The organism is Bacteroidota bacterium (genome assembly GCA_016713925.1).
In the GTDB taxonomy this organism is placed as follows: Bacteria; Bacteroidota; Bacteroidia; order AKYH767-A; family OLB10; genus JAJTFW01.
Genome location: JADJOH010000002.1, coordinates 902096 through 921715, shown reverse-complemented (window position 1 = coordinate 921715; position 19620 = coordinate 902096). Strand labels below are relative to the sequence as shown.

The 19620-nt window shown below is 42.5% G+C and carries 13 protein-coding genes; 7 read left to right on the top strand and 6 right to left on the bottom strand.

The features are described from left to right. Nucleotides 1–258 precede the first annotated feature (258 nt). The 4 genes from metF to IPJ86_03770 all read right to left on the bottom strand — a co-directional run bounded on the left by metF (nucleotide 259) and on the right by IPJ86_03770 (nucleotide 5877). Nucleotides 259–1215, bottom strand: a complete 957-nt coding sequence (gene metF, locus IPJ86_03785; GenBank protein ID MBK7886438.1) for a methylenetetrahydrofolate reductase [NAD(P)H] — start codon at nucleotides 1213–1215, stop codon at nucleotides 259–261. 234 nt (nucleotides 1216–1449) lie between these two features. Then, nucleotides 1450–4197, bottom strand: coding sequence for a gliding motility-associated C-terminal domain-containing protein (locus IPJ86_03780; GenBank protein ID MBK7886437.1), 2748 nt, complete (start codon nucleotides 4195–4197; stop codon nucleotides 1450–1452). 35 nt (nucleotides 4198–4232) lie between these two features. Continuing rightward, a complete protein-coding gene (locus IPJ86_03775; GenBank protein MBK7886436.1) occupies nucleotides 4233–5333 on the bottom strand; it encodes a gliding motility-associated C-terminal domain-containing protein in 1101 nt (366 codons plus the stop codon). Between the two features lies 1 nt (nucleotide 5334). Then, complete coding sequence (locus tag IPJ86_03770; protein ID MBK7886435.1) at nucleotides 5335–5877, bottom strand: RNA polymerase sigma factor; 543 nt, start codon at nucleotides 5875–5877, stop codon at nucleotides 5335–5337. Nucleotides 5878–6398: 521 nt separating this feature from the next. Between IPJ86_03770 and lepA the strand changes: the two genes are divergently transcribed. Next, nucleotides 6399–8186, top strand: coding sequence for an elongation factor 4 (gene lepA, locus IPJ86_03765; protein MBK7886434.1), 1788 nt, complete (start codon nucleotides 6399–6401; stop codon nucleotides 8184–8186). 436 nt (nucleotides 8187–8622) lie between these two features. Here the strand turns inward: lepA and IPJ86_03760 are convergent, their stop codons facing one another. Both IPJ86_03760 and IPJ86_03755 read right to left on the bottom strand, forming a co-directional pair. Then, a complete protein-coding gene (locus IPJ86_03760) occupies nucleotides 8623–10680 on the bottom strand; it encodes a CotH kinase family protein (protein ID MBK7886433.1) in 2058 nt (685 codons plus the stop codon). A gap of 66 nt (nucleotides 10681–10746) precedes the next feature. Next, nucleotides 10747–10887 (bottom strand): hypothetical protein, encoded by a 141-nt coding sequence (locus IPJ86_03755; protein ID MBK7886432.1) that lies wholly within the window; start codon nucleotides 10885–10887, stop codon nucleotides 10747–10749. A gap of 204 nt (nucleotides 10888–11091) precedes the next feature. Here IPJ86_03755 and IPJ86_03750 point away from each other — a divergent pair, with 204 nt between their 5' ends. The 6 genes from IPJ86_03750 to IPJ86_03725 all read left to right on the top strand — a co-directional run bounded on the left by IPJ86_03750 (nucleotide 11092) and on the right by IPJ86_03725 (nucleotide 19540). Continuing rightward, nucleotides 11092–12459 (top strand): alkaline phosphatase family protein, encoded by a 1368-nt coding sequence (locus IPJ86_03750; protein ID MBK7886431.1) that lies wholly within the window; start codon nucleotides 11092–11094, stop codon nucleotides 12457–12459. A 121-nt stretch (nucleotides 12460–12580) separates the two neighbouring features. Beyond that, entirely contained in the window at nucleotides 12581–14710 is a 2130-nt protein-coding gene (locus tag IPJ86_03745) for a S9 family peptidase (GenBank protein ID MBK7886430.1), read from the top strand. A gap of 93 nt (nucleotides 14711–14803) precedes the next feature. Next, nucleotides 14804–16102, top strand: coding sequence for a phosphoribosylamine--glycine ligase (gene purD, locus IPJ86_03740; protein ID MBK7886429.1), 1299 nt, complete (start codon nucleotides 14804–14806; stop codon nucleotides 16100–16102). Nucleotides 16103–16168: 66 nt separating this feature from the next. Continuing rightward, nucleotides 16169–16894, top strand: coding sequence for a DNA repair protein RecO (recO, locus tag IPJ86_03735; GenBank protein MBK7886428.1), 726 nt, complete (start codon nucleotides 16169–16171; stop codon nucleotides 16892–16894). A gap of 231 nt (nucleotides 16895–17125) precedes the next feature. Beyond that, nucleotides 17126–18601 (top strand): aldehyde dehydrogenase family protein, encoded by a 1476-nt coding sequence (locus IPJ86_03730; protein ID MBK7886427.1) that lies wholly within the window; start codon nucleotides 17126–17128, stop codon nucleotides 18599–18601. Between the two features lie 21 nt (nucleotides 18602–18622). Continuing rightward, a complete protein-coding gene (locus IPJ86_03725; protein MBK7886426.1) occupies nucleotides 18623–19540 on the top strand; it encodes an aldehyde dehydrogenase family protein in 918 nt (305 codons plus the stop codon). Nucleotides 19541–19620: the final 80 nt, after the last annotated feature.

Genomic DNA, 19620 nt, shown 5'->3' with positions numbered 1-19620 from the left:
TGGGCTATCTGCTTAGGACTTCCGGCTACCGGCGGTGATCTTCGTGCTACAAAATAACGGGAAGCTTAGTAGGAAGGGATGCCATTATACCTCTAACTTAGTTTCTTATTCTGACCAATCCTTCTCCTGCTGATAATGAAATCGTCGTGACTATCGGTAAGGAGCTCTCGAAAATTTGTCATCTGAAATAAAAATCGTTAAAGAAAAAAACAGCTCATAGCCGGTAGCCGGTAGCCGGTAGCCGGCATCCGGTAGACCCTAGAATACCTGAGAAGCCACGCGTTTGCAGGTATCGGAATTTCCCATGGTATAAAAGTGAATGCAGGGCACACCGGCAGCTTTCAGTTCTTTACACTGTTGAATGGTCCACTCGATTCCGGCTTCTTTCACCATAGCGTTTGTAGTGGCTGCTTCGACGGCATCTTCCAGATCATCCGGAATATCGATATGAAAAATACTTGGTAGAACCGTCAGTTGTTTTTTTGTAGTGAGCACTTTAATTCCGGGAATAATGGGAATATTGATACCCATTTCCCGACAGGTATCGACAAACTCAAAGTACTTGCTATTGTTAAAAAACATCTGTGTAACGATATATTCAGCTCCTGCGTCCACTTTCGCTTTCAGGTATTTCAGATCGGTACGCATATTCGGAGCTTCGAAATGCTTCTCCGGATAACCGGCAACACCGATACAAAATTTAGTAGGGGCTACACCCTGAAGTTCATCTTCAAGATAATGCCCTTTATTCATTCGAACTACTTGTTCAAGCAGATCGATAGCATACGCATTGCCATTGGGTTCCGGAACGAAGGTCCCTTCTGTTTTTATAGAGTCACCTCTGAGCACAAGCACATTGTCGATACCGAGAAAAGACAAATCGATGAGTGCATTTTCAGTTTCATCCTTTGAAAAGCCTCCACAAATGATATGTGGAACAGCATCAATTCCGTATTTATTCATGATGGCGGCACAAATACCTACTGTACCGGGCCGCTTGCGAACAGATTTTTTTTCCAGATAGCCGTCTGGACGCTTCTTATAAACGTATTCTTCCCGATGATAGGTGACATCAATAAAGCTGGGATTGAACTCGAGTAAGGGATCGATAGCTTCATAGATTTCAGTCATACTTCGACCCTTTAAGGGAGGAAGTATTTCGATAGAAAAAAGTGTTTTACCTTTTGCATCGCGAAGGTGTTCGGTAACTTTCATATGGATAGTATCATTCTATTGACCTTTTAAACAGTAAAAAGGGGTAAATGTTCCGATTATACTTTGCAAAAGTGCATAAGATCATCATACAAAGATAAAATAGATATGATTTTTTGAAAACAACATAGGTGAACATTAGCCAACTCTTAGCGACAGCACCCTAATGATTTGGGCTACTTTAATAAAAAAACCCGCCTGAAATTCAGACGGGTTTTAAAACTGGTTTTTATTTGGTTATCGGTTAATTGTCACCGTTCCGGCTTTAGGTTCAGTAGTACCATCTCCTAAGTCAACGATGTAGAAATATACACCATCAGGAAGGTCTTTACCATCAAATTTCTTGGTAGTGTTATTGTATCCACTGGTACTAAACACTTCCTTACCCCAACGATTGAAGATTTGAACCGTGTTATTCGGATATTGTTCGATGTTCTCCAATTCAAAGAATTCATTGGTGTTGTCTCCATTAGGAGTGAAGATATTTGGAATAGTAACTTCACAAGCAACAGGTTCTGACTGAGCACCAATCTTACATAATCCGCTGCCGATAGCACGAACTAAGAAGTTAGGGATATTTGTGTTCACACCATGGGATTCAGGTCCGGTTGGAACATTAGCTACAATCCAGGTTGCACCACCATCTTCACTGACTTCGTAACTGGCTGCACTACCAACGGCAGCCCAAACATAAACGAACTTGAAAGGACCGGTACCGGGATTACAAGCTACAATTGGAGCAACAGGATAAGTAAATACATTTACAACAGCTGTGTCAGTAGAAGAACAATTATTTACGGTTACAGTTACCACATAATTTCCGGCCACATTTGTATTGATTGTTTGACTGTTGCCACCGTTTGACCAAAGATAAGTTCCGCCGGCTACACCTGCATCCAGGGTAGCTTGTTGATCTGTACAGATATCCTGATCCACTACTGCAAGTACAGGAGGGTCGATACGGTTGATGATCACATCAAAGTTTCCAATACATAGCGCATTTCCGTTATCAACAGAAACCGAGTAAGTATAACTACCTGCGGGTTGAGAAGCAGGAGTGTAAGTTTGAGAAGTAGCACCCGGAATAATAACTCCATTATTATACCATTGGTAAGTTGCTCCGGGATTACCGGCATCCAGCGTAGGCATTGGATCATAGGAACATAAAGTGGGGTCATTACCAAGATTGTCAAGAGCGGCAGGAATGATCGTAATAGCAACTGTATCAGATCCTGAACATCCGGCACCACTGTTAACCACTACATAATAAGAGCCCGCTGCTGTTGGAGTATAGGTTTGGGCAGTAGCACCTGTAATAGCACCAGCCTGGTCATACCATTGATAAGTAAGATTGGCGAGTTGGCAGTCAAGTGTAGGTATTGGATCAAAGCTGCAAATAGTAGAATCAGCTCCAAGATTTACAGGAATAACATTATCCAGATAAAGAATTGCCAGTGTATCGGCATTCGTCAGGAAGCGACCACAATTATTTGCGAGGGTATTTCCGTCAGATCCGTTTGTGTTGGTAATTACAAGATAGAAAGGACCGGTTGCACTAGTTGTAGTTCCCATTTCAACGAGAAGCTGATTTGTCTTTAAGCCACCGGGAGTACAATAGCCATACGCATTGGCAATAGGGTAATTGGTTCCGGCACCATCTACGAGTTGAATATCTGTTCCGTCAAGAGCCACCGAGAAGCAATAGATACTGTCAGAGAGCGTAACCGTAAAGTCATTGAAAACACAACTGATAGAATCAGTAACGGGAGTCCAAATACTGTTATCCGTAACAAGAATTCTCACGGTATCCTGAAACTCAGGAATCTCGGAACCACATTCTGATAAGAGGGTATTACCATCAAAACCACGTTTGATCCAAATGAAAGTTTCACCGGCACTCAATGGATTCAGGAAGGTAACAAGAAGTGAATCGGTTTCACCATTAGAACAATTGATAGGCTGCACAGCAACAGCGGGATTTGGAATACCAAATGGACCGATGATACGAAAATCAGTAGGTACAGCTGATGCGCATTGGAATGTGGTATCAAAAGGAATAATTACCTGATAATCGTTACAGCTGGCAATTATCTGACCACCACCGGCAGTAAGAACGCTGTTAACAAAAGAAGGGAAAATCTGGTTACACTGTGCAAGAATATTGATTTGAATATCACGTTTCACCTGACCGATGAGAACGCCATTTCGGTATTCACGTACCAGTACACGAATTACGGCCACCTGTTGTAAAGCAGGGATAAAATTAACTACACCGGTTGCAGGATCTATAGTAATTGGAATAGATGAAGCAAGAGGATTGGTTGGTGAATAAGGAGCAATATAGGTATTTGGAAAAGGATTGTTAGGACATCCAAAACCACCATCTTCAGCAGTTACCAGAGAGAATACCAATGAATCACCATCGATATCAGAGGCACCCTGATCATAGAAGAACTGGTTGCCCACACAGAAACGGGTATAAGCAAGATTCAGGAATGAAGGGGATGAATTCGTTGGGGCAATAATATTATCCAGCGTGCAACTGATATACATCCCATTTGGTTGTAGGGTAGTGATTGCTCCGTTACGGCAGCAATCAGCCCAGGAAAATGTCCAGTCTGGTGCCTGACCCGGTAATAATATGATTGTTTCGTATACATATTCTTCAATATCACCTACACCGCCCGGACAGGTAGGAGCAGTGGTTACACAAGCTGTGTTAGGCACAGGAGTTGAGGATACGTTAGGTGCGATTACTGATCCGTTTTGACCAGTAGATAAAGAAGAGTAACAGATAGTTACCTGGGTAGGAGCACTAATTCCTACGCAGTCACGGTAAAACTTTAGTCGAACCAGGTATTCATTAGGGTTCCCTGTCCATTCATAAGTGATATCCACGCCTGCCATATGGGAGGCTTTTGCATGATCAGGTGCAAATAAAATGGCGAAGAAGGCCATTGCAAACAGGGTAAACAGTTTTTTCATAACCGTGTTATTTTTAAGAATTTGTTTTATGTTGTTCATCGGAATAGGTGTATAGTTCCTTTTTGTTTGTACGAGCCACCTCCGTCCGGGGTAGCAAATATATCATATAAATATGTACCTGCCTCTGCATTTTGTCCTTCAGGAGTCTTGCCGTCCCAAGCTATCGAACGACCTTTACCGCTGAACATCAATTTACCGGTACGATTAAATATTCTGATTTCAATAGAAATGTCTTCTATGTCATTGATTTTGAACTCATCATTAATACCATCTTCATTCGGACTAAAAGCGGAAGGAATCTGACCAATCACATGAATTTTTTGTTCAAGGATCACCCCATTAATCAAACAATTGATGATATATGTCCCGGGCTCGGTATAAATATGATTAGCACTGGATGTTTTAAGAGGGGTACTTCCATCCCCGAAGTCATAGGTAGCAGTAATTCCGTCCTGGTTGGTTAACGCCGTAACTTTTAAGGGGGCAAAACCACCCTTACTTGACACTAAGAGTACCGGTTTAGTCACAAGTCCTGCCTCATTATCCCCTGAAGGAGTAACAGCAGTACTATTTGTAGGAATCGACGTTTTTGTTGAGTTTCCGGACTGAACAACCTCCTTTTGGGAAGAGGGGGAACCAATAACAGGTGTTGGTTCCCCTTTATCCTCAATTAAATCTCCGGTCGACGCGGTTTCAGGGAGATTTTCAGATTTATTTTTATTCGATTCTTGAGTTGGATTTGGTCCGATCATGGGCTCTTCCGCTTCTTTATCAGCTTCTGATTTCTGACCGGTAACCGGAATGGTACTTTCTAAAGCCTCCCCTTCGTCATTCGAAGGAATATTAATAGTAGATGACTCTGTTTCATTTGCATTTTCAACTATAGGTAAATGAGCCCCGTCATTTTTATCTGTCAGATAAATTATGCTTAAAACCGTAATGGCTGAAGCTGCTAAAATTGCAGCTATGCCTTTGATACCCAACTTAGCGATAATACTTTTACCGGCAGAAGAAGCACCGGGATGAACCTGTGGGGTAGAGGGAAGCTGCTGGCTGATATTTTGCCAGAGCTTCGGATCCACTTCAGGTTCGAAGTGTTCGAAGGTATTTTTAAACTGCTCTTCGAAGCGACTCATTTTATTTGGTAGTATAACTGTTTTCTTTGTTTAACTCTTGTACTAACATCATCAGCTGATTTCGGGCTCTTGAATATTGGGATTTACTGGTTCCTTCACTGATTCCCAACAACACTCCAATTTCTTTATGCGAATATCCCTCTATGGCGTGGAGGTTGAAGACGGTTTTGTAGCCAACAGGCAATTTTTGTAATTCCGCCATCAATTCACCGGCTCCTATCTCATGACCTATTACCGGCTCACTTCCTGCTTCAACAACATCTTCTAAATCAGTCCAATGCATTTTTTGTTGGCGCAGATAATCTAATGCCGTATTCACCATCACTCTTCTTATCCATCCCTCCAGTGAACCTTCCGCTTTGTAAGAACTAATTTTTTGAAAGACCTTTATAAATCCCTCTTGTAACAGATCCTCCGCTTCTTCCCTTTGCTTGGTGTAGCGTAAACAAACACCAAACATTTTCCTCGCAAACTTATCGTAGAGCAACCGCTGAGCGGAAGCATCTTCGCGAAGTAAGGCTTCAAGTATTTGCTCATCGGTCATTTCTAAAGGACGCTGTACTACCATAGATGCAATTTACGAGTTTGGAGTTGCATGGAAGGTTGCCTATTCCTTCAATTAGTTAATAATCAATCTCAAAAGTTGAAACTCTGGTGACTCTGTGTAGGTTCAGTTATCGTTGTCAAGAATAGAAGACATTGAGCAAAGTTCGATTTTTATTCTTCATATTCAGATTTTTGGACCAAAGATGGCCGCATCCTTATAAAGGAAATTTCTGCAAATTGATTTTTTCTTTGTTGTGTGGCCAGTTTTGTTCTCTATAAGACACTTCATTAAAAGTCGATGTTTTTTATCTCGAAGAAGTTATTTTTTCCATCTTCATTGAGTGGGAAAATGTTTTCTAGCCTCACTTCATAACCCCAAGGCTTCGATGGAATGAACCGCACTATCTGAATTTGAGTACCGGGTCCTGATAACTTTTCTGGCGTATGCTGGAACAGAAGCATGGAGGCACTCAAAAATGATCGAAATGGCAAGCTTCTGTTTCGTACCTTCGCTCACCTATGGAGCACCTTCGGAATTTCTGCATCATTGCGCATATTGATCATGGAAAGTCTACCTTGGCCGACCGGCTTTTGGAGTATACTAATACCGTGTCTAAGAGAGACTTACAAGCTCAGGTGTTGGACAATATGGATCTGGAGCGCGAGCGCGGCATTACGATAAAGAGCCACGCCATTCAAATGGATTATACGTTGGATGGGAAGCAATATTCACTGAATTTGATTGATACTCCCGGACACGTGGATTTTAGCTACGAAGTATCTCGCTCGATCGCGGCCTGTGAAGGCGCTCTTTTAATTGTGGATGCTGCTCAGGGCATTCAGGCACAGACCATCTCTAATTTGTATTTGGCCTTAGGCAATAATTTAACCATTATCCCGATTTTGAATAAAATTGATCTGCCTAGTGCGGAACCTGAATTGGTGAAGGATCAAATTGTTGATCTGCTAAGATGTGATCGGGATGAGATTTTATCGGCTTCCGGGAAAACAGGCTTGGGTGTGTTGGAAATCCTGGAAGCAATTGTGAAGCGTATTCCTCCGCCATCGGGCGATCCAACGGCACCATTGAAAGCACTTATTTTTGATTCTGTTTTTAATTCATTCCGGGGAATCATTGCTTATTATAAAGTAATGGACGGAGAAATCAGAACCGGAGATCACGTGAAATTCGTTTCAACAGATTCTGCATATCATGCGGATGAAATCGGAATTCTTAGATTAGAAAAATCTCCACGGGACGTGGTGAAAACCGGCGATGTGGGTTATATCATTTCCGGAATTAAGAACGCGAAGGAAGTGAAGGTAGGAGATACGATTACGCATATTGCCCGACCCACAATCACCGCTGTTGAGGGATTTGAAGATGTGAAGCCGATGGTATTCGCTGGAATATATCCGGTAGATACAGATGAATACGAAGAGCTCCGTGCATCTTTGGAAAAGTTACAGCTTAACGATGCATCTCTCACCTTCGAGCCGGAATCTTCAGCAGCACTAGGCTTCGGTTTCCGTTGCGGATTCCTGGGAATGTTACACATGGAAATCATTCAGGAACGCCTGGAAAGAGAATTTGATATGACGGTAATCACTACCGTTCCCAACGTATCTTATTTTGCCTATCTGTTAAACGGCACACAGTTCATTGTAAATAATCCAAGTGATTTTCCTGACCCGAGTAGGCTCGATAGAATCGAAGAACCCTATATAAAAGCCACTATTATAACTAAGTCGGATTTTGTAGGTCCGGTGATGGGCTTGTGTATAGGAAAAAGAGGAGAAATTGTAAATCAAAGTTACCTGACCACCGATCGAGTAGAATTGATTTTTAATATGCCATTAGCAGAAATAGTATTTGACTTTTATGATAAGCTGAAATCGATTTCTAAAGGGTATGCTTCTTTCGACTATCATCAAATCGGATACAGAACAAGTGATCTTGTTCGACTGGATATTCGATTAAATGGCGAGCCGGTAGATGCCTTGTCTGCATTGATTCATAGAGATCATGCTTTTACATTTGGAAAGAAAATTTGTGAAAAGCTGAAGGAGTTAATTACACGCCAGCAATTCGAGATTGTTATTCAGGCAGCGATCGGAGCAAAAATTATTGCCCGCGAAACCGTGAAAGCTTTGCGGAAAGATGTGACGGCAAAATGCTACGGAGGAGATATTTCCCGGAAGCGTAAATTGTTGGAAAAACAGAAAGAAGGTAAAAAGCGGATGCGGCAGGTAGGCTCTGTTGAAATTCCTCAGCAGGCATTTTTAGCTGTTTTGAAACTCGATTAAATTCTCTTTTAAGGTAAGGGGTTTGAAGCTCGGTTAAAGTATCTTCCTGAAAAAATTGGATATATTGTAAGGTTTTCTCGGTCCGCGAGGTGTTAGATCTCGCGGGTGTTAGATCTCGCGGGTGTTAGACCTCGCGGGTGTTAGACCTCGCGGGTGCATATTAAGGCATTGTTTGTCAGGCAATTATTTTATAAACAACGACTTTTTCTTCATCTTGGCCATTTTTTCTCTCCATTTATCAAATCAATGACCGAAAATAAAAGCTTCCAATTCTGGAAATTATCTGATCTGTAATAAGTATTTTCCCGGTATTATTTTTAACCTCGGAGCTCTTCAATATCTTCCATCTCCTATTATATCTTCATAAAATGAACCTCTTACCATAGAATGAAATTCTTAAAATATCCAAGTGAATTATCAAATTGATAACTAAAAATCATTTTTTTACGACAAGGGTCCTGAACTTTTTTTCGGCTATTTCTAATTCAATAATTATTACTCCGGATGAATAAACGCCAAGATTTACCGGAAGTTTTCCATCTTCAATACCTGCTTCTCTCGCCTCTATTAGTTGTCCCAGGGTGTTTTGAATTCTGATGATGGCTTTTCCTGAATAAGAATAAGGAAGTAAAATCCAGGTCTCATCAATTGCAGGATTCGGATAGGCTTTAACGTTAGTGATAGAAATCGTCTGATCTAAACCACTGAGAGAGCAGTTGCCGGGTAAGTTTATGTCCAACCAATTGGATCTTCCCGTGATCCAGTCTTTGAGTTCTTGCTTGACACCGGTATAGTCAGGTGGAACAGGACTGGGGTTGGGCCAGACATATACACCCAATATGGGCCACATCGTGAAATTCCTGATTTGACTTTCGTCCAGGACTTGTCCAACACTATCAATCCATGCATGAAGCACCGGAGTAGAAAGTAAACTGTCTCTTAAATTTTCCCACCTGCATCGAAGCGCATTCACAAAAAACGGGTCCTGCATCATGCGGTTATACCAAAAGGGTTTCTGTTCCCCTGCACCGGGATCGTTGATTTGATAAACATAACCGGAAGGTACATCACCTCCATAGTAGTCGGCATTCCCCCATGCAATATCATAATCCCAAACCGGACCCATCCTTAATAATCCTCCGTCACTGTCTTTTGCTTTATGAAAAAATGTGCTGATCCGGTAGCCGTCTACATTTTTCGAGAGCTCTGTTAGAATAAAGAAATCTATCCAGGATTGAAGATCCGTGTAGCGCCGGTATCCTGTTAGTGGATGAGTAAAGTTAAGCCCTTGTAATGCGAACTCGAAACTGTCGCAGTACTGTTCGATATATTGACTCTGGACAGGTAGTATTTCGTTAACATCAGGATATTCAAATTGAATAAGTGGAATGGGCCCGCCACTCACCGGCGGAAAATTGGAATTCCAGCCCCCGCCGGCCCCTCCCGTCGTCTTATCTACTTTTAGTAAATATCCTCCGGTCAGATCATCTCCACTCGTATCAGCAGGCGTCATCTTAGCAATATCAACACGACCCGGATCACGTTTAATTTTTTCTGTGAAAACATAAATGCCCTGATATTGCCCGTTTAAAATTAACTCGCAATATTGGGTTCTTGTAGCATAATGTCCCATCCTCCGTGATAAATCATAGGTCATCACATTGCGCATAAATGTCTTGTCGGTATAGTTAGCACCGAGTATCCAATCACTCTCTGATGGCATTCCAAAAAAGGAAGTGTCAATTTCGTTTCCGGCACTGTCAAGCGTCTCGAAACCAAAAGATTTTTTGGGAAACATTTGTGAACTCGATCCCCTGATTTCTATGCCAATATGGCCATTATAAACATTCGGCGTATCGGACACATAATTGCGTATACCCATACCGTTATCGATAATTTGCATTTGGACTGTTACCTTCGGATCATCCGGAATCACTTGGCCTAGCGTATTGATTTTAACAATGGGAAGATTCGAGGATTGTAATACAAGACCCTTTGGCGGATTGTTTCCAAAGGTGATTGTCCAGTTGAGCAGTATTCCGGCATCTGCAAAGGGATAAGTATCTTCAATTAGTAATTGCCATACGGCATTCGGATTTTGTCCGTTATTCACATTGTAAATTGGACTTTCCGGTCTGTATTCTCCGCTATATGGGGCAGCTCCGCTGGTAATAATAACAGGCACGGTATCAATGAAACAGGTGTTCCAATAATTGTCTCCATTGCCTCCGTTTCCGCTGGTTAGCTCAATATACGTGCTGTCGGGTGCAACCAGCCATATAGAAAGGTCTGAAACATAGGGATGTACAATGTTTAAACAGACACTTATCACGCCGAAGGTAGAATCAATGGAGGTAGGTAATACGTTTACTGAAACAGGAAATCGTATACTGTTCCCGTCATCCGGAATGTTTCCTCCTGCACCACTAAAGGATTGCCCGTTGGTTCTTGTGAAAAGAAAGAGAATGAAAATAGTAAATATTGTTTTTTTCATAAGTGGAGACTAAAATTACGAAAAACAATAGTATGCATGTAGAAACGTCGGATTTTTTTATTACCCCTAATAGTTGTTATTTAAAATAAAGGTCAGGATCAGATAACGGCTATGACTTTCAGTTCCTTTATTTTCATAGATGATTTTGTAATTGAAACAATGTTTAATGTTTACGGTAGTTGTTGAAGAGGCTTTACTTATTGTCATGGGTGAATGAGATGTTTTTTCAAGTAAAGGTGTTGTGCCCATCTAGTCTAAGTGCAGTATATTCCTGAAGTTTTATAACTTTTATATTTTTTGAACTCGTTATCTCTATTGAATTGCTCTAAGGATTGGCGTCGGGAGATATTTTTTAAAAAATTTGAGGCAGTTATCAGGTGTTTTAATACTTTTATGTTTTAATTCCATCATATGAAAACAATCGCATCTCTTCTATTCTTTTTGTTTTTTTCATTGAAACTCACCGCGCAGCAGGAGCCCTTGCTGATTTCAGGTCCGATGCTTGGTTTCAGTGAACACAGGTCGGTGTTGGTTTGGTTCGAAGTAGGTCAAAACGTAAAGACCGCGGTATTGCGTTATTGGGAGAAGAACGATGTTGACTTTTTTTATGAGATGGACTATAAAGGAAATCTTGGTAATCCGTACAACCCGATTCACTTCGAATTGGTAAAACTGAAACTAAACACGACCTATTTGTACGAGTTGGTGTTGAATGGGAAAGTAATGCCAACAGTAAAGCAGCATAGTTTTACAACGAAGCCGCACCAGGCGAATCCGGAAGCCGAACCTCTGAATTTTTCCTTTTTGGCAGGCTCTTGTACCTATTTAAACGATCCGGTGCTGGACGTAGCCGGTACCCCTTATGGTCAGGATCCCTATATTTTCCGAACTATGGCCAGCATGCAAACCGATTTTATGCTTTGGCTGGGAGATAATTTATATTTACGGCCCTCGGATTATGGCTCTTCTGCGGGTATCCAGTACCGTTATTCTCTCCAGCGAAAAGCCCCCGAACTTTCAGAACTTTTCGCCTCTCGACCTAATTATGCAATCTGGGATGATCATGATTTTGGTCCCGACAACTCGGACCGCTCTTTTGAACTGAAAAAATCTTCGCAGGATATCTTTCGTGCTTATTGGGGAAATAAAACCTATGGATCAGAATATGATCATGGTATTTATAGCTCTTTTTCATGGAGTGACTGCGACTTTTTCCTGATGGATGATCGCTCTAACCGTGCACCTAATGCCATGATTGACTCAGTAGCAGGGAAACCGAATTGTGAGAAGTCTTTTTTTGGCGAAATTCAATTGTCATGGCTAAAGGATAAATTGCTGAATTCATCCGCTACTTTTAAGTTTGTTGCCGTGGGGAATCAGGTGTTGAATCCTGTTGCCGAAAAGGAACATTTAAGAGATTACCCCTGCGAGTTTTATGACCTGATGGCATTTATCTTATCTTATAAAATTAATGGTGTCGTCTTCCTGAGCGGCGACCGTCATTTCTCCGAAGTAATTGCCTGGCAACCGAAAGGAGGGTATAAAATGTATGATTTTACCTGCTCCCCACTCACCTCCAGGTCGCATCCCGTTGGTACAAAGGAATTGAAGAATCCCTATAGAGTTCCCGAAACACTGGTCTCTACGAATAATTTCTGTCGTTTTGATGTTACAGGGCCAAGGAATGATCGTTCCCTGAAAATGGTTTCGATAGATAAAAGTGGAGTCGTGGTCTCAAGTTTTATGTTGTCCGCCAAAGATTTGCAAATGCCGAAGTGATCTTTTAACCCGATGAACATTTCCCGTAATTGAAGAGTTTTTAATAGCTGTATCGAATTTAATTTTGAATTCGCTTTTCTGCTGTTTCTTGTTTATTTTTGAGTCCTCACCCCTCTCAATTATGTCAAAAAAATCCATTGCAGGACTTCTGCTACTATGTTTAATCTCATTTCATTCATTGATGGCGCAACCCCTTAAGTATCCTCTTACACAAAAAGGAACCGATCAGGATAATTACCACGGTACAACCGTAAAGGATCCGTTCCGCTGGCTGGAAGTGGATACAGCTGAAAATGTAAAGCAATGGGTCGAAAGTCAGAATAAGGTGACTTTTGATTATCTCTCTAAAATACCTTACCGGGAGAATTTTAAAAATCGTCTCTCTGAAATCATGAACTATGAACGGTATTCAGCTCCCAGTCGCGCCGGAGAGTTTTATTTTTTTAGTAAAAATGATGGTTTGCAAAATCAATCCGTTATCTACTATCAAAAAGGTCTTAATGGAACTCCAATGGTTTTCCTGGATCCGAATACATTGACAAAAGATGGCACCGCAGCAGTAAGTATGCTGGGTTTTTCGAAGGATAAAAAGTATGTCGCTTATGCCATTAATCAAAGCGGCTCTGATTGGCAAACCATTAAGGTTAAACAGGTAGATGGCGCGAAGGATATGTCGGATGAATTGAATTGGGTGAAATTCAGTGGAGCTGCCTGGTATAAGGATGGATTTTATTATTCACGCTATCCCAACCCTGAAAAAGGTACTGAGCTGAGCGGGAAGAATGAATATCATCAGGTATGGTATCATAAACTGGGCACTTCTCAGGACACGGATAAATTGATTTATGAAGATAAGTCAAATGCACTTCGGTATTATGGTGCTCAGGTGTCGGAAGATGAGAAGTATCTTTTTGTCTATGTGTCTATGGGTACCTATGGAACTGAAATCATGTATAAAGATTTATCTAAGCCCGATAGTAAGCTGGCAACATTGTTTAAAGGCTTCAACTATGAATACGGTGTCATAGATAATGTCGGCAGCAAGATTTTTGTAAGTACGAACCACGGTGCTGCGAATAATCATGTGGTCGCTTTGGACTTGAACACATTTGATCCCGCCGGTGATTATACAAAGTCATGGAAGGTGCTTGTCCCTGAGACAAAATCATTGCTCGATAATGTTTCCTCTGCAGGTGGAAAACTGTTTCTGAATTACCTGCAGGATGTTTCTTCGCATGTGTATGTGTATTCTTACGAGGGTGTGAGAGAGAATGAAATTCAGTTGCCCTCCATCGGAACGGCAGGTGGTTTTGGCGGAAACCTTGATGATAAGGAAGTGTTTTTTACATTTACTTCTTTTACCTATCCTCCTACGATTTATCGTTATGTGATCGCCGAGAGAAAAGTATCGGAGTTCAGGGCTTCATCAGTAAAGTATAACCCTGCCGACTATACAACAGAACAGGTTTTTTATTCAAGTAAGGATGGTACGAAAGTGCCGATGTTTATTGTGCATAAGAAAGGACTTAAGAAAGATGGAAAGAATCCAACATTGCTTTATGGCTACGGTGGTTTTAATGTCAATCTGACTCCCGGTTTTAGCGCCGCGCGTCTGGCGATGCTGGAGCAAGGGGCCATTTTTGTGATGGCGAATATTCGTGGAGGTGGTGAATATGGGGATGCATGGCATAAAGCAGGTATGTTGTTGAAGAAACAATCGGTGTTTGATGATTTCATTGCTGCTGCTGAGTATCTCATTAAGGAAAATTATACATCTCCCGCATACCTTGCTGTCCAAGGTGGATCCAATGGCGGATTATTGGTAGGAGCTGTAGTGAATCAGCGTCCGGAATTATTTAAGGTGGCTTTCCCTGCAGTAGGTGTGATGGATATGCTGCGTTTCCATAAGTTTACTGTTGGCTGGGGATGGGTGGTGGAGTATGGATCCAGTGATAGCATTCAGGATTTTAGAAATCTCCTGAACTATTCTCCTTTGCATAATATCCGACCTGCTAATTATCCAGCAGTGATGGTCACAACTGCTGATCATGATGATCGAGTAGTTCCTGCTCATTCGTTTAAATATATCGCCGCCTTGCAGGAAAATCAGAAAGGTTCAAATCCTGTCCTCATTCGCATCGATGTAAAGGCCGGACATGGCGCCGGTAAACCGCTCAGCAAGACCATCGAAGAAATTGCGGATACATATTCGTTTATGTTCTATAATATGGGCGTCACACCCAAGTGGTAAAAAGTTTTAGTATAAAAATCCGCGTTTATCCATTCCAACTGTTTTACCTGTCTCGGGACGAAGTAACGAGATCAGCGTTCTTAATAAAGTGTTATGTTAGAAAAATTAAGTATCCTTCTCCTCGGTTCCGGTGGTCGTGAACATGCCTTCGCCCGTAGCCTGGCTATGAGCCCTCGATGCAGCCAACTCTTCATTGCCCCGGGTAATGCAGGAACCGCGCAGCACGGGACTAACGTTGATGTATCACCGAATGATTTTCCCGCGTTGAAAATTTTTGTTCTGGAAAATGAAATCGATATGGTGGTGGTTGGCCCGGAAGATCCGCTGGTGAATGGTGTGGTGGATTTTTTTGCGGAGGATCCTCAACTGATGCATATCCCCGTCATTGGTCCTTCTAAAGCCGGTGCTCAACTGGAAGGAAGCAAGGACTTTTCAAAAGCGTTCATGAAACGTCATCACATTCCAACTGCAGGCTATGATACGTTTACTTTTTCTAAACTGGAAGAAGGATATAAATTTCTCGGGACATTAACTGCACCTTATGTGCTGAAAGCCGATGGACTTGCTGCCGGTAAAGGTGTTTTAATTCTGGATAATTTAGAAGAGGCGAAGCAGGAGTTGAAGGCCATGTTGGGCGACAGTAAATTCGGGAAAGCAGGCGAGAAGGTGGTGATAGAAGAATTTCTGTCCGGCATTGAAGTTTCAGTTTTTGTTTTGACGGATGGTGTGAATTATAAAATTCTTCCGGAAGCAAAGGATTATAAACGCATCGGTGATGGTGACAAAGGTCTGAATACCGGTGGCATGGGCGCTGTGAGTCCTGTGCCCTTTGCAGATGATACTTTCATGCGTAAAGTGGAGGAGAGAATAGTGAAACCAACCATCAACGGATTAGCTGCAGAGAAAATAAATTACATCGGATTTATATTTATTGGATTGATGAATGTCTCCGGTGAACCATTGGTCATCGAATACAATTGTCGTATGGGTGATCCGGAAACGGAAGCAGTATTGCCGCGTATTCAGACAGATTTCGTCGATCTGATGGAAGCAGTTGCACAGCAAAAATTAAATGAAGTACAACTCAAAATTGATCCTCGTATAGCCGCCACCGTTGTCATGGTATCCGGTGGTTATCCGGGAAATTATGATAAAGGTTTTTCCATCACTAACCTGGATAAAGTTGGAGATACACTGGTGTTCCACGCAGGGACAGCACAGCAAGGAAAGAATGTTATAACTAATGGCGGACGTGTATTGGCACTGACCTCTCTCGCCGAAACTCTCGAGGCTGCCCTGGAAAAATCCTACGCCGCTGCAAAAACCATTAATTTCGATTATGCCTATTACCGTAAAGATATCGGACAGGATTTGATATTGCAAAAAAAGTAATCTCATCGTATACCCGCTGCGCCCATTGCGTAATCGTTGCGCCCGTTGCGGTTAAATGAAAGTGTTATGTTACTAAAAACCCGTGCTGTTGTCCTAGATATCACTCCTTATGCCGAGGCGAGTATCATCGTCAAAGCATATACGGAGTCACATGGACTGCAAAGTTTTCTTGTCAATGGCGTCAGGAAACAAAAGGCACGCTATGCGAATAATCTTTTTCAACCCCTCACCATAATTGAGGTGGTGGCTTATTTCAAGAAGCAAGGCGGACTACATCGGGTGTCAGAGGTTTCCGCATCTCCGCCCTTGGTACATATTCCTTATGATACGGTAAAAACTACTGTCGCACTTTTTCTTGCTGAAATCCTCTACAGGAGCATAAAGGAAGAAGAACCAAATTCAGGCTTATTCGGCTTTGTAGATCATGCGGTGCAGATACTGGACTTGCATCCGGAAACGACCACCTGTTTCCACCTCGTTTTTTGTCTGCAGTTAAGCCGCTACCTGGGCTTCTATCCCGGAGGACATTATTCCAGCCAAAGCCAGTATTTTGATCTGAAGGAAGGTGTCTTCAGAGAAAGTCGTCCGATGCATCCTTATTTTATCGAACACAGCCTCACAAAACTCTTCCACGAATTACTCTCGCTTTCGTTGGAAGAGATGCATGACATTAAAATGAATGGTGCCGAACGAAAGCAATTGCTGCAGGCTATCATCACCTATTTCGAGTTGCACCATACCCAGGGATTCAGTATCCGCTCCTATGAAGTACTGGCGGAGTTGATGGGGTAAATATATTACTAAATACTAATGTAAAACGAAAATACGAAATACTAGTATTAAAATTATGTAATTAGGGGGTGGGTTATGCGTCTGTGAGGTGTAAAAGAGAATAATTAAAAATGGATAGTTCAATTCAGAGCGTTATTTTATTTTTAACAATGCTTGCCATCTACACCTTGTGACTTCGGGGGAGTATTTTTTTGTGAAAAAGTTTGTTTAAATTCGTAAAAATTTCAGAGTATGAAGAAAGCTGTTAAAGTGAAACCACTCAATTTTTCTACCTCATGGAGTTACGCCCCGGCGCCGGAAGGTACTGAACATATCCAACTGAAAGATCGCTATGAGTTGTTCATCAATGGAAAGTTTGTTGCTCCTGCCGGTGGAAAATATTTCGATACCATCAATCCTTCAACAGAGAAGAAAATAGCGTCTGTCGCTGAAGCAGGTGCGACTGATGTCGACAAAGCCGTGAAAGCTGCCCGACAAGCCTATGATAAGACATGGTCGAAGATGCCGGCGGCGGAGCGTGGAAAATACCTCTACCGCATTGCCCGCATCCTGCAGGAGAAAGCACGAGAATTAGCCGTGATTGAAAGTATGGATGGCGGTAAACCTATTCGTGAAAGCCGTGATATCGATGTCCCTCTCGCCGCTGCCCACTTTTTCTATTATGCCGGTTGGGCCGATAAGCTCGACTATGCCTTCCCCGGAAAACGTTCACAGCCGCTGGGGGTCGCCGGTCAAATCATCCCCTGGAATTTCCCGTTATTAATGGCCGCCTGGAAGATTGCTCCCGCGCTGGCCTGTGGAAATACGGTTGTGCTGAAGCCCGCCGAGACCACGCCGCTCACTGCTCTTAAGCTCGCGGAGATATTACAGGAAGCGGATTTGCCTCCGGGAGTGGTGAATATCATCACAGGTGCAGGTGCTACCGGTTCCGCGTTGGTGAATCATCCCGGAATCGATAAGGTGGCTTTTACCGGTTCTACCGATGTAGGAAAGTTGATTCAGAAAGCACTCGCGGGCACAGATAAGAAATATACACTCGAACTCGGTGGAAAAGCAGCCAATATTATTTTTGAAGATGCAGCCATCGATCAGGCCGTGGAGGGAATCATAAACGGAATCTTTTTCAATCAGGGGCATGTCTGTTGTGCGGGTTCAAGATTATTTGTGCAGGAAGGGGTGGCGAAGGAAGTGATTCGTAAACTGAAAGATCGTATATCCACACTGATAGTGGGTGATCCGCTGGATAAAAATACCGATGTGGGTGCGATTAATTCAAAAGCGCAATTGTCAAAAATAAAGTCACTGGTGAATGCAGGAATTAAAGAAGGCGGCGAATGCTGGCAGCCGGAGTGCAGTGTGCCATCGAAAGGATATTGGTTCCGTCCCACTTTGTTTACCAATGTGGCGCAGTCCAGTAAAATTGTACAGGAAGAAATCTTCGGACCGGTGCTGGCCATACAAACCTTCCGTACGCTCGAAGAAGTAGTGGAGAAAGCGAACAATACTCCTTACGGGCTTAGCGGTGGCGTCTGGACAGATAAAGGCGCGAAAATATTTAATGTAACCGGAAAAATTAAGGCCGGGGTACTTTGGGCCAATACCTACAATAAATTTGATCCTACCAGTCCCTTCGGAGGATACAAGGAAAGTGGAATGGGCAGGGAAGGAGGTCTTCACGGATTGATGCCTTACGTTAAACTCTCCTGATATTTTCTAAAACCAGAAAACATGGCAACGAAAACAATTCTTAAAGTAAAGAATATTAAAGTAAACGTCTCCTCTAACGGTCATGAAGTACCGACAAGCAGATTGGATGTCCGTAAAACATATAAACTCTACATTGACGGTAAATTTCCACGCACGGAATCGGGACGCGTATATGCCCTGAAAGATGCTTCCGGAAAATTGATCGCCAATGTTTGTCGTGGTTCTCGAAAGGATTTGCGTGATAGCATTGTCTCGAATAGAAAAGCGCAGGAAGGCTGGGCGAAGAAATCGGCCTACAACAAAGCGCAGATCCTCTATCGTATCGCCGAAACACTCGAAGGTCGCAGGGGGCAGTTCATCGACACCCTGGTTCAACAGGGAGATTCTTCCATCAATGCGAAGAAAGAAGTGGACGCGGCCATTGATTTACTCGTTTACTATGCAGGATGGAGTGATAAGTATATCCAGGTTTTCAGTTCGGTGAATCCGGTAGAGAGTTCGCATTTTAATTTCTCCTATCATGAGCCGATGGGAGTGGTGAGTGTTGTAGCTCCTCTGCAGCAGGGATTGATGGGCATGGTGAGTTTGTTAGCACCGATGATCATTGGTGGGAATGTATGTGCCCTTCTGGCTTCCGAGAAGTACCCGCTTACCGCTGTTGATTTTGGAGAAGTGCTGAATGCTTCCGATGTGCCGGGCGGTGTAGTAAACATTCTGACAGGTTACAGGAAAGAATTTCTCAGTCATGCCTCCTCTCACATGGACATTAACGCCATCCTCTTTGCTGACCTCGATACGGAACAGAAAAAACTCGTGCAAATCAACGCGGCCTTAAATGTAAAACGTGTCCTCGATTTCTCAAAAGAAGATCTTCAATCTCCTTATCGTATCCTGGCAGCACAAGAAACTAAAACGACCTGGCATCCTATAGGTTCTTGAAATGAACGAATGGTCAATTGGAAACTGCAGATTACGTACACAGAAATCATCCATCAATTCCTGAAGTGTTCCTGTTGAGA

Bases quoted from the DNA above. Each gene is read 5' to 3' on its own strand.
- metF (MBK7886438.1), bottom strand. From the start codon at position 1,215: ATGAAAGTTACCGAACACCTTCGCGATGCAAAAGGTAAAACACTTTTT.
- IPJ86_03780 (MBK7886437.1), bottom strand. From the start codon at position 4,197: ATGAAAAAACTGTTTACCCTGTTTGCAATGGCCTTCTTCGCCATTTTA.
- IPJ86_03775 (MBK7886436.1), bottom strand. From the start codon at position 5,333: ATGAGTCGCTTCGAAGAGCAGTTTAAAAATACCTTCGAACACTTCGAA.
- IPJ86_03770 (MBK7886435.1), bottom strand. From the start codon at position 5,877: ATGACCGATGAGCAAATACTTGAAGCCTTACTTCGCGAAGATGCTTCC.
- lepA (MBK7886434.1), top strand. From the start codon at position 6,399: ATGGAGCACCTTCGGAATTTCTGCATCATTGCGCATATTGATCATGGA.
- IPJ86_03760 (MBK7886433.1), bottom strand. From the start codon at position 10,680: ATGAAAAAAACAATATTTACTATTTTCATTCTCTTTCTTTTCACAAGA.
- IPJ86_03755 (MBK7886432.1), bottom strand. From the start codon at position 10,887: ATGACAATAAGTAAAGCCTCTTCAACAACTACCGTAAACATTAAACAT.
- IPJ86_03750 (MBK7886431.1), top strand. From the start codon at position 11,092: ATGAAAACAATCGCATCTCTTCTATTCTTTTTGTTTTTTTCATTGAAA.
- IPJ86_03745 (MBK7886430.1), top strand. From the start codon at position 12,581: ATGTCAAAAAAATCCATTGCAGGACTTCTGCTACTATGTTTAATCTCA.
- purD (MBK7886429.1), top strand. From the start codon at position 14,804: ATGTTAGAAAAATTAAGTATCCTTCTCCTCGGTTCCGGTGGTCGTGAA.
- recO (MBK7886428.1), top strand. From the start codon at position 16,169: ATGTTACTAAAAACCCGTGCTGTTGTCCTAGATATCACTCCTTATGCC.
- IPJ86_03730 (MBK7886427.1), top strand. From the start codon at position 17,126: ATGAAGAAAGCTGTTAAAGTGAAACCACTCAATTTTTCTACCTCATGG.
- IPJ86_03725 (MBK7886426.1), top strand. From the start codon at position 18,623: ATGGCAACGAAAACAATTCTTAAAGTAAAGAATATTAAAGTAAACGTC.